Below are 15,533 nucleotides of genomic sequence, written 5' to 3'. Positions count from 1 at the left end.
TAATTGATTGATACAAGTCAAATCCAATCAAAATTAACCATGCGCATCACCCTTTAGGGTGATGATTCCCTCTTTCCGATTCCTATTCTAGCGTTAGACGAATGGAAGGATGTTAGTACTTTGGAGGGAGTGATGAATTTAAATCAACTAGTTCTCGCCTTTGGAGCCGCAGGAATAATCAGTCTTTCGGGGTGTAGTGATTCAGACCCTGTCACAGATTCTACCTCGCTGGCTCCACAAACAACGTATTCGGTAAAGGCCATTGATGGCTATTTAAGGAATGCAGTTATCTGGCTTGATGTTAATCAGAATAACCAGTTAGACACAGACTCAGAGCCAAACACAACCACGGGTGCCGGTGGTGTAGGCGTATTAGATGTGACGGGAATAACCGACTACGAACAATACTCGTTGTTCGTTCAGGCCATACCTGGCGAAACCATAGATGAAGCGACTATTAGTGAAGCAAATCCGGAAGGCGTTGCTGTACAGAGCGCGTTTATGATGTCTGCACCAGCCGGTGAGGCTGAAGTCACTCCTCTCTCTACGATGGTCAACGTTTTAATGCATAAGAACCCTGATGCAATGTCTGACCCCGACCAGGCAGCGCAGTTAAAGCAGCAAGCGGTGATGGAGGTTGCCGATCAATTAGGTATCGATCCGGATAGTGTCCTGGGAGATTTTGTCGCCGACGAGCAAGAAGAAGCGGTTTTTGCTGCCAGGGCGGTCGTTGAATCTGGTCACGTATTGCCGACAAGCTCTGAAGAGTTTGACTCAATGTTACAGCAGGTAGAAGAACAAGCGGAAGACGCAACGGTACTAAAGGTAATTGAAAGCATTAATGAAGAGATTAAAACGGTCGTTGCTGCTACGCCAGCAGATCAGCTTGCTACAACAGATAGCCCGGTTTCATCCGGTACAGATATGTCTACCGACACTGACACAGATGGTGTACCAGATGAGTTAGATAGTTTTCCAGATGACGCCGATGAGTATTTGGATTCTGACAGAGATGGCACTGGCAACAACGCAGATGACGACGATGACAACGATGGGTTTCTGGACACAGTAGATAGTTATCCAACGGATAAGTTTCGGGCTGGTGACCATGATGGAGATGGATCCGACAGTCTTATTGATAATGACGATGATGGTGATGGCTTTAACGATGATATAGACCAGTTTGCGCTGGACAAAACTAAAGCTGGTGATCACGACGGCGACAGTGTTGATAGTGTCGATGATGCTTTCCCTAACGACTCAGGTGAGTCTGTAGATACTGACGGTGACGGTATGGGAAACAATGCTGACCCTGATGATGATAACGATACCTATCTTGACGGCGTAGACCAGTATCCTACTGATCCAGATAAGGCTGGTGACTTCGATGGAGACGGTATTGATGTTATTGACGACCAATATCCGAATGATACCGATAACGACGGCTCCAACAACGACGTAGATAAGTTCCCGGATGATCCTAATGAAACAAGTGATTTTGACAATGATGGTCAGGGAGATAACGCGGATCTGGACGATGATAACGACGGCGTTAATGACACAGTAGATAACTGTCCGTGGGACAGTAACCCTGTTCAGGAAGATTTCGATAACGATGGTATTGGTGATGTGTGCGAAAGCGTCACGGTCTCAAAATTTGGTACCGCTAAGTTTGGTGAAGCCACTTGGCAATAGCAATTTAAGGAAGAAGAGTTATGTGTAAAAAACAACTTTTAACAGCCGCTATAACGATAGCGCTTTCTGCCGGAGCAGCCGGTGAACTTGTTGAGTTCCAAAGCGGAGATGTTATCCAGGCTTCAACAATGAATAGTAACTTTACCTACCTAAAAAATCTGGCTGAGACTAGTAACAGAGGAGTTAGCGTAACAGACAGCGTAGATTGTACATCAGACTCTACTGCGCTGGCTCAGTATTTTAATACCTCTAAAAACGTTGATTTTTTAATTGTCGAACTAACCGGGAGTTGTGATTGGCAAGGTGTAAACCTGAATCGCCCTGGAATAATGATTAGAAACGGTTCCATTAATGGCGATATCTTCATCGATAGTCTTCAGCGCGTAGGGTTTGTGAATGTAGCGGTAAATGGCGGTATTACCTATAGCGGAAATGCTAACGGTTGGCTTGAAGGCGTTACCGGAAACGGTAGTACAGAGTTAACTGTTCATGGCGGTTCTAGAGTATGGCTAGGTTCTAATAACACGGGATTCGCCGAAATATCGGTACAGGATGGATCATCGCTGCAAACCAATGATCCAATTAGCTCTTCGGTACTTGAAGCTGTTGCGATGAGCTCTGTTGCCGTACCGCAGGTGACAGGCGTCAATGAAGTCTATATTGAAGCCTCATCGATCTTTGTCTGGCAAGACGATAATCTGAATAATTCGGGAATGCTTGATAGTAATAGTGTTGTTGTTGAAGAAAAAGGACACCTTGTTATCGAAGGAAATGCAGTGGTAGGCGGTGAAGTTATAACTACTCACGCGAGTTCGTTAGTTGTACGTGGCGATGTGAATGCAAGCGATTTTAAAGTTCACAATTCTAGCAGCGCTCAGGTAGACGGTGATATTGCGGCGACTGGCTTGGTTGAGGCTCGCTCAGCGTCTTCGTTGACGGTTGATGGTGCGATAACCTCTCCGGATGTAGGAGCACATAATAGTAGTAATTTGCGGGCAGACAGCGTAACAGCGAGTACCACATTTGCGATGCAGCATTCATCTTCTGCAGATGTTCGCACCATAGATGTTGGTAACTTTTTCTGCCGTACTTCTAGCCTGTATAACGATGTTAGTTTTACTTCCACCACAAAAGACCTATGGGGATTCTGTTATATGGAAGCAGCATTTGATATGGGCTCTCTATGCGGCAACACTGACCAATCTGGTCCAGTGTTAGGTTGGAGTACTACTGCTCACAACAGCTTCCCAGGAGACTGCCCTTAGTAAGAAAATTAAACGGATAGTGACATAGAGTTGGGATGCACATGTGCACCAGAACTAAAGTAACGAGACAGTAGTTGGTTTTGGTGCCGACATCCCGTTTTATGCAATATCTGCTTAATCTGAGATTTTATGGTCTCTTTAGATACATTACGACGCTGTGCCACTTCACTGCCGTCAAAGCCCTGCACGAGCAGCTTTAATACTTCGATTTCGGCTGTGGTAAGCGATGACAATTGAATGGCGGTCTCATGAGGTACATTTAGTTCCGAAAGCTGGCGGGACATGTTCTGTTGCGCTACCCAGTAATTCCCCCATGTCCGTAAAAAGCGCCATAGAGTTTGAGCTTTTTTTGTCGCCTTAAAACTTAATCGGCTTTCGCTGTGGCTGCTCAGAATTAAGTAGTGTTCATCAAGAAGTGGTATCAGCCCACTATAGGAATGGCTATATTGCACGGTAGGTACCAGTACTTCGTTAAAAATCTGATCCCGAATCCTGCTCATAGGCAGCATGTCCTGTAAATAAACAAACTGCCCCTGCATATTATTTCTCATATAGTGGTTAAGAAACTGGTCATGTTCTCTATGCTGTTCGTAGATGTTGATCTGTTGAGCGGTGAATCCACCGACATATTGAAACACTGGTAACTTGTGGTTGTTGAGGATCATCAGTACATAGTGTTCTAGCCCGATACCATTGAGTTCTTCTTCAAGGATATGCTCTATCTGCCCGGCAGACAGATGTTGGGGTAGTTCACTCAACCGACGACACTCGTTCATTAAATGCTCTTCTTATTATTACCAAATATTTTTAGGAATATTTATGTATGTAATAATAATTAAGTAGCTGGTTATCTTCGAGCTATTGAGCGAATAAACACACTTTTAGTATGGGAAACGAGAAGCGGGTCAGCTTATGTAGGGGTGTTGAAATAATGAATCACCTGATTGGAACTTCCACGCCATTTGAGACTTGGATCAGCTTTTTCTTGCTCAAATTTGCCGTCTATTAGCACATCAATCTGTTCTACAACTTCCTTTTGAACAGCAGTTAACTCGTCCAGAATATAGCCAGTCCATGCCCAGATATCTTTCCCCGGACATTCACTACGCACACGTTTTACCAATTGAAGAACCGCTGTCAGATTGTCAGGGTGAAGTGGGTCACCTCCCGATAATGAGAGCCCTCTCCTTTTAATACGAGTATCGTTCAGGTCATTAATGATCTGGTCTTCCATTTCTTGTGTAAACGGAAGGCCAGAATCGAGCGACCAGGTTTTTTTGTTGTAACATCCTTTGCACTGATGAATGCAGCCAGAAACAAAGAGCACGCAACGCGTGCCCTGGCCGTTTACAACATCAATAGGATAATATTGGCTGTAATTCATCGATTATAAGTGCTTCACTCGACGCTTAACTTCTTCCTGTTTGCCCAGGTTGAATGGGCGAGCGTCAGGGCTGCCAAGGTAACCACACACGCGTCGGGTTACAGATACTTTAGTTGAGTCATGGTTACCGCATTTAGGGCAAGTAAAACCCTTACTTGTACATTCGAATTCGCCTTCAAATCCGCACTCATAACATTCGTCAATTGGTGTATTCGTGCCGTAATAAGGTACTCGGCTGTAGCTGTAATCCCACACATTTTCAAGCGCTTCGATGTTCTGTTGCATGTTAGGGAACTCGCCGTAACAGATAAAACCACCATTAGACACAGCAGGATAATCCATTTCGAAATCGATCTTGTCGTATGGGTTAACTTTCTTTTCGACATCTAAATGGAAACTGTTTGTGTAGTAACCTTTATCTGTAACACCCTCAATAACGCCAAAATCTTTTGCATCGATTCGGCAAAAACGGTTACATAGGTTCTCACTAGGCGTTCCATACAGGCTGAATGCATAACCTGTTTCATTTTTCCAGGAATCAACCGCACGCTTCATAAAGCTAACAATCTCAACCGCTTTCTCAGCCAGATTAGGATCGTCGTAAACGTGTGCACTATTTTTGTAAAGTGCGTTGATTGTTTCGTGAATACCAATGTAGCCAAGTGAAATAGACGCACGACCGTTCTTGAAGATCTCAGCGATAGAGTCGTCAGGTTGTAAGCGAACGCCACATGCGCCTTCCATATAAAGAATAGGAGCAACACGTGCTTTTACGGTTTCTAAACGAGAAATACGGGTTTCAAGTGCCCTTCTTGCTAGTTGTAGTCCTTCGTCCAGAAGTTTGTAGAACTTACGCTCATCACCGTTTGACTTGATAGCGATTCTTGGCAGGTTCAGACTTACAACACCAAGGTTATTACGACCATCGTGGACGATTTCACCCGCTTCTTCGTATGGGTTCAAGAAACTGCGACATCCCATAGGCGTTTTGAATGATCCAGTCACTTCTACAACCTTGTCGTAGTTCAGGATATCAGGATACATACGCTTAGACGCACACTGAAGAGCAAGCTGCTTGATATCATAGTTTGGATCGCTTGGTGCATGGTTCAAACCATCTTTAATCGCAAATACCAATTTAGGGAATACAGCTGTTTTACGGTTTTTACCCAGACCAGCAATACGGTTTTTCAAAATGGATGCCTGGATTAGCTTTGAAGCCCAGCTTGTTCCCAGACCAAAACCGAATGTCACAAACGGTGTTTGACCATTTGCTGTATGAAGGGTATTTACTTCATATTCCAGAGACTGGAATGCGTCGTAACACTCTTTTTCTGTACGCGCTTTTGCGAACGCTTTTGGATCGTGGATATCCCACTCTTTAGCTACTTCCAGGTGTTTTTCGTAGCTAGCCATTACATATGGTTCCAGGATCTCATCGATAGCGTTAATTGTGGTTCCGCCGTAAATATGAGACGCAACCTGAGCGATGATTTGAGCGGTTACTGCAGTCGCGGTAGAGATAGATTTCGGCGTATCGATCTCCGCGTTACCCATTTTAAACCCGTGCGTCAGCATGCCTCGAAGGTCGATAAGCATACAGTTAAACATTGGGAAAAACGGTGCGTAATCCAGGTCGTGGTAATGAATGTCACCATTGTCGTGTGCTTGAACAACGTCACGAGGTAAAATATGTGTCTTCGCGTAGTGTTTTGCAACGATTCCGGCAAGCAAATCTCGTTGTGTAGGGATTACTTTACCGTCTTTGTTGGCATTTTCATTTAGCAGATCTGCATTGCTCTGTTCGATCAGGCCCTGAATTTCCTGGCTTAGTGCACTCTTTTTCTCCCGTGCAATATCTCGGTCGTGTCTGTACTCGATATATGAGCGTGCCATACCTTTGTATGGACCCTGCATCATTTCGTTTTCAACCAACATTTGAATATCACGAATATCAACTTCGTATCGGTCGGCGAGAAGTGACTCTACTTTTTGAGCTACAGTGTGTGCATATGCGGTTACTTCTGAGTCAATATAAGTCGCTGAGCTTTCCACTGCTGCAATGATGCGATCCTTTGTAAAAGGGGCACGAGAACCATCTCTCTTAATAACGACCAATTTCAATTTATACTCCTTACCCCAACGTTATGCACAGCGTATACACAAACACACCATATAGGGCTACTTTTCGATGAACAGACACAATATATTGTGGCGTATTAAACGCATTTAACTGACGAATAGTATTGATCGAGATCAAAAAACAATGAGAGCTGACTAAGATCAAATCGATCTTAATGCATGAGATCTCGTTATAAAAATAAACATAAATTTCATGTAAAAAGTGTCGTTTGAAACTTGATTTTTTTGATAGTCTTTAGCTGCAAGACTTAGAGAGATGTATCAGATATGAGAAATACAATATTACTAAAAATTACTCGATGGACTTCACTATTTTGTATCTATTTACTGTCAATCGGCACGGTTTATGCCGGACAGCTTTCAATTGCATCATGGAATTTAGAATGGCTCACTTCTTCACCAATTGAACGATTCCCTCAATCTCAACGAAGTAGGCAAGACTTTCAGGCATTACAAAGCTACTTTACTCGGATGTCTCCGGATATTTTGGCCTTTCAAGAGGTGAATGACGTTGAATCAATCAAAAAATTAGTTGGTTTAGACTACAAGATAATGTTATCCGAGCGATCGGAAACCACATATAGCTCACACCAGTTCAGCGATATTAACCAATACACAGGGTTTGCTTATCGCTCTTCTCTAATCATCAAAAGTTACCCTAGCCTGCATTTAGCATCAACACCATCAACGAAGCTAAGGTTTGCTAGCCACCTTTCAGTTAGGACAGAGCAGGGAGAAGTTCACCTGCTTTCAGTGCACCTTAAGGCAGGCTGCAGGGGAAAATATAAGAACAATCGTAGTTGCCGATCTCTAAAGTCGGAGGCTGAAGGAATTAATCAATGGATTAGTGAGCGCATAAAGCGTAAACAGAAATTTATTGTGGTCGGGGATTTTAACCACAATCTGAGTTACAAAAATGACTGGCTGTTCAATGTGATCAGTAAAGGCGTTTCGTCTCAAACTGAACTTAAGACTCGAAATACTAAATCCCATTGTTATGTGCGCTCGAACAAACAAAAAAGAAAGTTGCATTCTTACCGTAGCCTAATCGACCATATTATCTCTAGTAAGGATCTGGAAATGAATCTGCCTTACCAGTTTCTATATGATGAATCTGACCTACACCGGTATCAGTTGAGTGACCACTGTCCTTTGGTTTCCGCATTTGATATTTGATGGATAAGCCGTGTCGCCTCAAGAATATAGAATAAAAAACACGGCTTTTAGAACCCACTTAATAAGAAAGTGGGTTTAATAGCACGACGTCGCCTGCGTTTATCCCCTTCCTAACGCGGTTATCGGCACCAAGCTGTACTAACCGGTGTTTAACGATACCTTCATCAACGACTTTTACATAGTCGAGCTGGCCCACATGAAAAACCGCATCCTCCGGAAGTTGGATTATATTGTGTGTCCCCTCTTCTACTATTATCCGGCCAAAGATACCGGGATAAACTCCGAGTTTACTATCTAAAGCGACTTTTACGGTAAAGCTGCGAGAGTTGTGGTCTGCGGCTGGGGCGATTTCTACGACTTCGCCAACACCTTGAACATCGTAAGTAGGTAGTTGATAACTTAACTTACTTCCGAGCGTTATATTTGAAATCAGACTCTCGGAAATGCTCGACTCTAACTGCATTGTTTTTGGGTTATAAAGACTAAGCAATGCCATACCTGGTGTAGCCGTGTCTCCCTGGTTAATTGGGCGTTGAGTGATAAGACCGTCGAAGGGCGCGGTAATGATGCTGTAAGACGACGTTGTTTGCGCTTCTGTTACCGCAGCCTGAGCTTGCCTGAAGTCTGCCTCGCTTGTTTTTAGTTCACTTTCTGCTCGATCAAACTCGGATTGCGACAGTAGCTTACGGCCTACTAGTTCTTTGACACGTTTATACTCTTTACGAGCAGCGTTTAGTCTAGCCTGGGCTGAAGATAACGCTTCCTGAGTTTGTAAAACTCTCGCGTCCAGATCGCCACTTTCAAGGCGCATTATCACATCACCTTTTTCAACCCGGTCTCCAACATCAAATAGCACTTCAGCAACCTTCGCTGTTAGCCTGGCTGACAAGGTGGCCTGTTGATCGGAGATCACTGTACCTGTGTATGTCCTATCAACCGGAACATTGCTCTCTTTTATCGTGACCGTTTGTGCATTGCTCAGATCAGCCAGCCTGACAATACGTTGTTCTGGCAATTTCTCGGTAAAATATCCCGCCATATGCAGAAATAAGACACCCAGTATGGAGAACAGAACGACTCCTAGAATCAATTTTGACATTTTCATATTTCTTCCTCCTGAACAGGTAGTCCATGCCCTTCTGTATTCTGATATGCAAGGTTGTATACAACCGGAATTACAAACAGTGTAAATACGGTAGATGCTGCAATACCAAAAATGATTGCCCACGCTAGTCCATTAAAAATTGGGTCAAGAGTGATAACTATGTTACCCAGTAACGTCGTACCAGCGGTCAGAAGTATGGGTCTCATCCTTACCGCGCCTGACTGAATAAGCGCTTCTTGTAGTGGTATTCCATCTTTAAGTGACTGTTGAATAAACTCTATTAGCACCAGAGAGTTGCGAACCACTATACCTGCAAGTGCTATCATGCCTATCATCGCTGTTGCAGTGAAAAGCGCCGGATTTGGATACCCTTCTATGGGTTCACTTAACGCATTAAGTAGCCAGAATCCGGGCATTATTCCGATGACGGTCAGTGGGATGGCTAACATAATAATGCCCGATACTGCTGGTAAACCCGTTTGTATCAACATTACGATAAATACACCCAGCAGTGCGGCACCGTAGGCGATACCCAGATCCCGAAATACATCAACGGTAATCTTCCACTCCCCTTCGCCACTCCAGACGACATGTATATCTTTATCAAGTGACCACCCATCTCCTGCGCCATTGTTAAAATAGTGACGTTCTGCCAGAGAGCGTCTTGATTGCAAACTTTCTTCACCTTGATCGGAAATCACATCTGCAACAATTTCGCCTGGAACTCGCCCTACTGTTTCCGCGTAGACATAAACTACAGGCTTAAGGTTTTTGTGAAAAATTGGCTGATTGGTATCGTGTTTAACGAACTGACCAATCTCGGACAACTGCACTAATGGTTGCGGCGCGTCAACAAGAGAACCTTGTACGACCTGTTTACTGATACCCGGCCTCCCTTTAACATACAGTGACATCAGCTGATGGATATCATCACGATTGGTTTCGGGTAATCGCACGAAAATCGGTAGCTCATTGATTTCTCGTTCTGCATTCAGATTCGCCAAAACAAAACCTTTATTTGCGGCGCGTATAGTCTGGTTTACGTCATATACAGACACACCTGATAATGCGGCTTTTTCCCTATCGACGATAAACTGCCAGGTTTCGTAGGTACCCTGAATACTGGTGTCTACTTCGGTGACGAACTCTTCGCGCTTTAGCCTGTCTGCCAGCACATTGGCCTGCTCTTGCAGACGGGAATATGATGTCGTCTCTTCGCCATAGACTTCTGCAGTAATGGTGGCAATTACTGGTGGCCCTGGTGGCATTTCAACCAGTTGTATATCAGCGTTATGTTTATTGGCGATGGACTGCAGATCGTTTCGTAATCTGGTGACCACTTCATGAGACTGATGATGTCGACGATCTTTATCCGCCAATACGATTCTTAGTTCACCCTGACTTGGTAAGTTACGCATAAAGTAGTGACGAACCATTCCGTTAAAGTCCATTGGCGATGCCACACCAGAGAATGCTGATACAGAACTTACTTCAGGAACGGTAATCAGATAATCCGAAAACTCTCGAAGCACATTAGATGTACGAACAAAACTGCTCTGCTCAGGCATGTTCAGCACCAGTTGGAACTCATTTTTGTTGTCGTACGGTAGCAGTTTTAGCGGTACCAGCCTTAAAGCCGGTAGTAGCGCTGCTGAAAAAAACAATACCGCAACCAGGCCAAGAAACATCCAACTCTTACTGCGACTTGATAGCAGTGGAAGAAGCAATTTCTGATACCACTTATAAAGCAGTGTGGTTTTTACATCATAAACACCTTTTTCATCCGCAGCTCTAAGGATCTTTTTCGCCAGCCAGGGGGTAATCATGAACGCAACGAAGGTACTAAAAATAACACTAATCGGGACGTTAAATGCCAGCGGCCCCATATATGGCCCCATCATTCCGGTGATAAAGAACATAGGGGTAAATACAATAACGATAGCAACTGTCGACATCAGCAGCGCGTTGCGGATTTCAGCCATAGCAAAAACAATGGCTTTAGTGCGAGTAAGGTCTTTTCGTTTCAGGTAGCGCTCGATGTTATCAATACTCGCGATTGGGTCGTCTACAATCAAGCCAAGCGCCAGAATCAAGGCAAACAGGGTTACTCTGTTTATGGAATATCCAAACAGCAAATCCATTCCCAATGCAGCACCATAGCTAATAGGGATTGCGATACCAACAACTAACGCGCTTCTCCAATTTAGGAACAGCCCTACAAACACGACAACAGTAAGAATCGCGATACCGAGGCTCGAAACCAGATTCGAAACTTTATCGCTGGCTGTCTGGCCATAATTCCTAATGATGCTCACTTCCACTGAGTCGGGAAATTGAGTCCGCTGTATATGATTTAGCTCTTCAAGTACACTCTCGGCAACACCAACAGCGTTAGCGCCTTTTTGCTTGGCAACCGAAATAAATACGGCTGGATATACATCACTTATCTCTTGATCTGCCGGTCCGTATTGAAACCAGGTGTCGTTCCACGGTTCCTCGGGTCCATCGGTAATAGTGGCGATGTCTTGTAAGTAAACAGGTTTACCATCGACAACATTGACGACCAAAGAACCAAGTTCTTCTGAACTAGTAAAGAACTGACCAGAGTCCAACTGGTAAACTTTACCGGAAAGGTGTATTAGACCGGAATCCTGTTTGGTATGGCTTAATTTGAACGCGTTTTGTAGATCGTCAATCGTCGTTCTTCGGCTTGCCATAGAGGCGGTATCGAGCGCAACCTCCACGATTCGTGATTGGCCGCCAACCACTTCTACCACGTTTGTGCTATCGAGTGCTTTTAGCCTTTGTGTCGCCTGCTGCGCAATTCTTCTTAGCTCGTAGGAAGAAACGATGCCCGGTTTGGTTGAATAGATTGAAGCAACTACAATAGGAACATCATCGATTTCAACTGGTTTAACGATCCAGCTTGTAACAGATGAAGGGATTTTATCCTGGTTAGAGTAGAGTTTGTTGTAAAGTTTGATTAACGCGTCTTCTCGCCCTTCTCCGACAAAATAACGCACAATAACCTGCGCGGCTCCTTTCATCGAGGATGAGTAAACGTATTCTACGCCGTCAATTTGGCTAAGTAGCTTTTCAAGTGGTTCTGTAACTTGCTTTTCTACCTGTTTGGCACTTAGCCCCGGAGCCTGAATGATTACGTCCGCCATTGGTACGACAATCTGGGGATCTTCTTCCTTGGGTGTTAACCAAAGAGATACGGCCCCAACCAGCAACGCAAAAATAATGAGAATAGGAGGGAAAAAACTGTTCATCACCTTGTACACCAGGCCAGATTTTAATTCCTTTTCCATTTTCCCTCCTTAATAGTCCTTTATGTAGAGTTATCTATTAAAACTAGTTGCTAGACACAACTTGTGTTTTTGATTCTCTATTTTTATTGATGCAAATCAGTAAATTAGTTATTCCCAACCCAACCATCATGAAAGCGAAAAACAAAATAACACCTCCATTGCCTGCTGCTAATGAAGCCACCGCAGGTCCGGGGCAAATTCCAACCAATCCCCAGCCAATACCAAACAGTGATGCTCCTGTAATAAGCCTTGTATCCACCTTTTTACTGTTTGCCATACAAAACTCGCCAGCAACAACTGGGGTCTCCCTTGGTTTTATAATGAAGAAATAAGCAGGCATAAATACCATCAGCGCACCGCCCATTACAAAAGCCAAATTAGGAACCCAACTTCCTGCAACATCCAAAAAGCCTATTACATTAGCAGGGTCTGCCATTCCGGAAACCCCCATACCAATACCAAATAAAATACCTGAAAATAACGCAATCAAACGAAACATAAGACTCTCCGGGTTACAGCAAGTGAAGGCGGAAAAATACGGTGATACCCGCAGTCAACATGAATACACAGGTCGCGATAATTGAGCGATGAGATAATCGGCCAATGCCGCATATACCGTGTCCACTTGTACATCCGTTACCCAATTTGGTTCCGATACCAACCAGTAATCCTGCTACAGCAATCATCATAGGAGTTGCTGCAAACTCAGTTGGAATATGTGCGCCCAAAAATGCAGTACTAATAAATCCACCCAGGATCATTCCTGCAAAAAATAAGAAACGCCATGAGTAGTCATTTGATTTTGGAGTAAGTAACCCTGTTAAAACCCCACTTATCCCTGCAATTTTACCGTTAAACAGCAACAAAATTGTCGCCGAAATACCCAGTAGTATTCCTCCAAATAGTGACTCCCAGGGAATGCTAAAGCCCATACGTAAACCTCTTTTACTACGTTAATTACAATAAATAGTGTGTAAACTTTTGATAAGATCAGAAACTCGATGATCCGCTAATGAATAGAAAACTTGTTGAGACTCTTTCCTTACACTAACCAACTTGTGTTTTTTTAATACGGTAAGATGTTGCGAAAACGCCGACTGGCTTAAGCTCGAACATGCCTGTAACTTCCCTGCACCTACCTCACCTTTTGTTAACTGACATAACACGAGTAACCTGTCTGGATGTGCCATTGTTTTTAAAAGATCTGACACTTCTTCAGCATTTATCTGCATTTTTTCAATATCCATCAGGCACCTCGATATCGTATGTATTGTTTAGATAATACTAATATAGATTAATTAGTCAATGCTTAATTAGTAATTTTAAATGAACCAAAATAATATTAGACATATCTAATTTAGGGGTTTATATTAACTACATCTAATAGAAGAGACGACCACTCAAGGAGAAAGCGATGACACTCGAAAATGGAGTAAGAGTATTAGCCGGAAGCATGATATTGCTCTCAGTAATTCTCACAGTTACGGTGCACCCTAATTTCGTTTGGCTTACAGTGTTTGTTGGACTGAACTTAATTCAAAGTGCCTTCACTGGTATTTGCCCTGCAAACTTTTTCCTGAAAAAGCTCGGGCTGCAATAGTAATATAGAACACAAAAAAGCATTGCATGCACTAGCCATGTATATAAGGTCAACAGACCCAATACATTTTCATGGCGTGTGTGCTTTTTTGTTTTTTATGTTTGTGGTTACAACAGATTGTTAGTTGGAGATAAAAATGACCAAAATCGTAATAGTCGGTGGTGTTGCAGGCGGAGCTTCTGCGGCGGCACGTGCACGTCGCCTAAGCGAAGACGCAGAGATTATCATGTTCGAACGTGGAGAGTTCGTATCGTTTGCTAACTGTGGCCTTCCCTATCATATCGGTGGAGATATTACCGAGCGTTCTAACCTGCTTTTGCAAACACCACAAAGCTTCTTAGCCCGATTTAATGTAGACGTTAGAATCATGAGTGAAGTGATCAGCGTGAACAAAGAACAAAAAGAGGTGACGATCAGAAACGTACTTGACGGCTCTGAATACACTGAGTCTTACGATTTCTTACTTTTAAGCCCTGGTGCAGGCCCTATTGTGCCGCTTATCCCTGGAATAGATAATCCATTAACGCATTCGCTGCGTAATATCCCTGATATGGATAAGATTCTTAACACTATTAAGATGAACCGCCCAGAACACGCGACTGTCGTTGGTGGTGGATTTATTGGTCTGGAGATGATGGAAGCTTTTCATCAGTTAGGCATTAAAACGACATTGGTTGAACTTGCTGATCAGGTAATGACTCCGGTAGACCGTGAAATGGCAGGTTTTGCACATGCTGAAATCAAAGAGCGTGGTGTCGATTTAAGGTTGGGGGTTGCACTAGAAGCGGTTGAGTATGTTCAGGAACCTCATGTACCTAATCTGGAGAGTGGTGAGTCCAATGAGCATTCGCACATTGAAGGTCACCTGAACCTGACGCTTAGTAACGGCGATAAAATAGAGACAGAAATTCTCGTTATGGCTATCGGTGTTCGCCCTGAAACCAAACTGGCTCAGGAAGCAGGACTTAAAGTTGGTGATCTTGGCGGTATCTGGACAAACCCAAGTATGCAAACCAGCGACCCTTCTATATACGCGGTAGGTGATGCGGTTGAAGAAGTTGATTTTGTGACGGGTAATCCGACCCTTGTTCCATTAGCGGGTCCGGCTAACCGTCAGGGAAGAATGGCTGCCGATAACATGCTTGGACGTGAAGAAACTTATCAGGGGACTCAGGGAACCGCGATCTGTAAGATTTTCGACCTTGCAATTGCGTCCACTGGTAAGAATGAAAAGTCGCTAAAGCGTGAAGGTATCCCATACAAAAAGATTTATGTGCATACCGCTAGCCATGCAAGCTACTATCCTGGAGCAGAAATCGTTTCGTTTAAGATGCTGTATTGTCCCGAGACTAAAAAATTCTGGGAGCACAAGCTGCCGGTAAAGATGGTGTCGATAAGCGTATCGATATCATGGCAGTGGCGCAGAGAGCCGGAATGACTATAGATCAGCTACAACATCTTGAGCTAACTTATGCTCCACCATTCGGTAGTGCAAAGGATGTGATTAATCAGGCTGCTTTTGTCGCAAACAATATCGAAAACGGTGATATTAAAGCGATTCATTTTGAAGAGCTGGATGCGCTAAAAGCTGATCAGCTTGTTCTAGATGTTCGTACACCGGGAGAAATTCAAAAGTTTGGCACGCTTCCAAATTCAGTGAACATTCCTGTGGACGATCTAAGAAACCGTATGGAAGAACTTCCTAAAGATAAAGAGATTCTCGTGCTCTGCGCAGTAGGATTACGTGGTAACGTAGCGTGTCGTCAACTTACAAACCGAGGATATAACGCCCGCAATATTGTAGGTGGTTACAGAACCTATATGTTCTCGAAAGCTTAAAAATATATAGGGA

Annotated in this window: 12 protein-coding genes and 1 pseudogene; 5 read left to right on the top strand and 8 right to left on the bottom strand. The window is 43.7% G+C overall.

The window, feature by feature from the left end; translation table 11 throughout:
• Positions 1-132: 132 nt before the first annotated feature.
• Both P7F88_RS04750 and P7F88_RS04745 read left to right on the top strand, forming a co-directional pair.
• Positions 133-1,695 (top strand): thrombospondin type 3 repeat-containing protein, encoded by a 1,563-nt coding sequence (locus tag P7F88_RS04750; protein ID WP_277822357.1) that lies wholly within the window; start codon positions 133-135, stop codon positions 1,693-1,695.
• Positions 1,696-1,715: 20 nt separating this feature from the next.
• Positions 1,716-2,960 carry a polymer-forming cytoskeletal protein gene (locus tag P7F88_RS04745; protein WP_277822355.1) on the top strand — a complete coding sequence of 415 codons (1,245 nt, stop codon included), beginning with the start codon at positions 1,716-1,718 and terminating at the stop codon, positions 2,958-2,960.
• 8 nt (positions 2,961-2,968) lie between these two features.
• Here P7F88_RS04745 and P7F88_RS04740 read toward each other — a convergent pair whose 3' ends face one another.
• The 3 genes from P7F88_RS04740 to nrdD form a co-directional block, all read right to left on the bottom strand.
• Positions 2,969-3,736 carry a helix-turn-helix transcriptional regulator gene (locus tag P7F88_RS04740; RefSeq protein ID WP_277822353.1) on the bottom strand — a complete coding sequence of 256 codons (768 nt, stop codon included), beginning with the start codon at positions 3,734-3,736 and terminating at the stop codon, positions 2,969-2,971.
• A 134-nt stretch (positions 3,737-3,870) separates the two neighbouring features.
• Positions 3,871-4,344 (bottom strand): anaerobic ribonucleoside-triphosphate reductase-activating protein, encoded by a 474-nt coding sequence (nrdG, locus tag P7F88_RS04735; protein ID WP_277822351.1) that lies wholly within the window; start codon positions 4,342-4,344, stop codon positions 3,871-3,873.
• 3 nt (positions 4,345-4,347) lie between these two features.
• Positions 4,348-6,468, bottom strand: coding sequence for an anaerobic ribonucleoside-triphosphate reductase (gene nrdD, locus P7F88_RS04730; RefSeq protein WP_277822349.1), 2,121 nt, complete (start codon positions 6,466-6,468; stop codon positions 4,348-4,350).
• 285 nt (positions 6,469-6,753) lie between these two features.
• Between nrdD and P7F88_RS04725 the strand changes: the two genes are divergently transcribed.
• Positions 6,754-7,662, top strand: coding sequence for an endonuclease/exonuclease/phosphatase family protein (locus P7F88_RS04725; RefSeq protein WP_277822347.1), 909 nt, complete (start codon positions 6,754-6,756; stop codon positions 7,660-7,662).
• 58 nt (positions 7,663-7,720) lie between these two features.
• On the opposite strand, the gene P7F88_RS04720 is transcribed toward P7F88_RS04725, so the two are convergent.
• Genes P7F88_RS04720 through P7F88_RS04700 form a run of 5 tightly spaced genes read right to left on the bottom strand, consistent with a single transcriptional unit; the run spans position 7,721 to position 13,328 of the window.
• A complete protein-coding gene (locus tag P7F88_RS04720; RefSeq protein WP_277822345.1) occupies positions 7,721-8,767 on the bottom strand; it encodes an efflux RND transporter periplasmic adaptor subunit in 1,047 nt (348 codons plus the stop codon).
• Positions 8,764-12,081 carry an efflux RND transporter permease subunit gene (locus P7F88_RS04715; protein WP_277822343.1) on the bottom strand — a complete coding sequence of 1,106 codons (3,318 nt, stop codon included), beginning with the start codon at positions 12,079-12,081 and terminating at the stop codon, positions 8,764-8,766. The genes P7F88_RS04720 and P7F88_RS04715 overlap by 4 nt, the downstream gene beginning before the upstream one ends.
• A 43-nt stretch (positions 12,082-12,124) precedes the next feature.
• On the bottom strand, positions 12,125-12,580 hold the full coding sequence (locus P7F88_RS04710) for a YeeE/YedE family protein (RefSeq protein WP_277822341.1): 456 nt from the start codon (positions 12,578-12,580) through the stop codon (positions 12,125-12,127).
• A gap of 13 nt (positions 12,581-12,593) precedes the next feature.
• Positions 12,594-13,013 carry a YeeE/YedE family protein gene (locus P7F88_RS04705; protein ID WP_277822339.1) on the bottom strand — a complete coding sequence of 140 codons (420 nt, stop codon included), beginning with the start codon at positions 13,011-13,013 and terminating at the stop codon, positions 12,594-12,596.
• A gap of 21 nt (positions 13,014-13,034) precedes the next feature.
• Positions 13,035-13,328: an ArsR/SmtB family transcription factor gene (locus P7F88_RS04700; RefSeq protein ID WP_277822337.1), complete on the bottom strand. Its 294-nt coding sequence runs from the start codon at positions 13,326-13,328 to the stop codon at positions 13,035-13,037.
• A 167-nt stretch (positions 13,329-13,495) separates the two neighbouring features.
• Between P7F88_RS04700 and P7F88_RS04695 the strand changes: the two genes are divergently transcribed.
• Positions 13,496-13,681, top strand: coding sequence for a YgaP family membrane protein (locus P7F88_RS04695; protein WP_277822335.1), 186 nt, complete (start codon positions 13,496-13,498; stop codon positions 13,679-13,681).
• Positions 13,682-13,817: 136 nt separating this feature from the next.
• Positions 13,818-15,520: pseudogene (locus P7F88_RS04690) on the top strand (FAD-dependent oxidoreductase).
• Positions 15,521-15,533 lie beyond the last annotated feature (13 nt).

This window comes from Vibrio hannami, assembly GCF_029589055.1.
In the GTDB taxonomy this organism is placed as follows: Bacteria; Pseudomonadota; Gammaproteobacteria; order Enterobacterales; family Vibrionaceae; genus Vibrio; species Vibrio hannami.
Note: the sequence above shows the minus strand (reverse complement) of the source record. Positions and strands in the feature narration are given on the sequence as shown.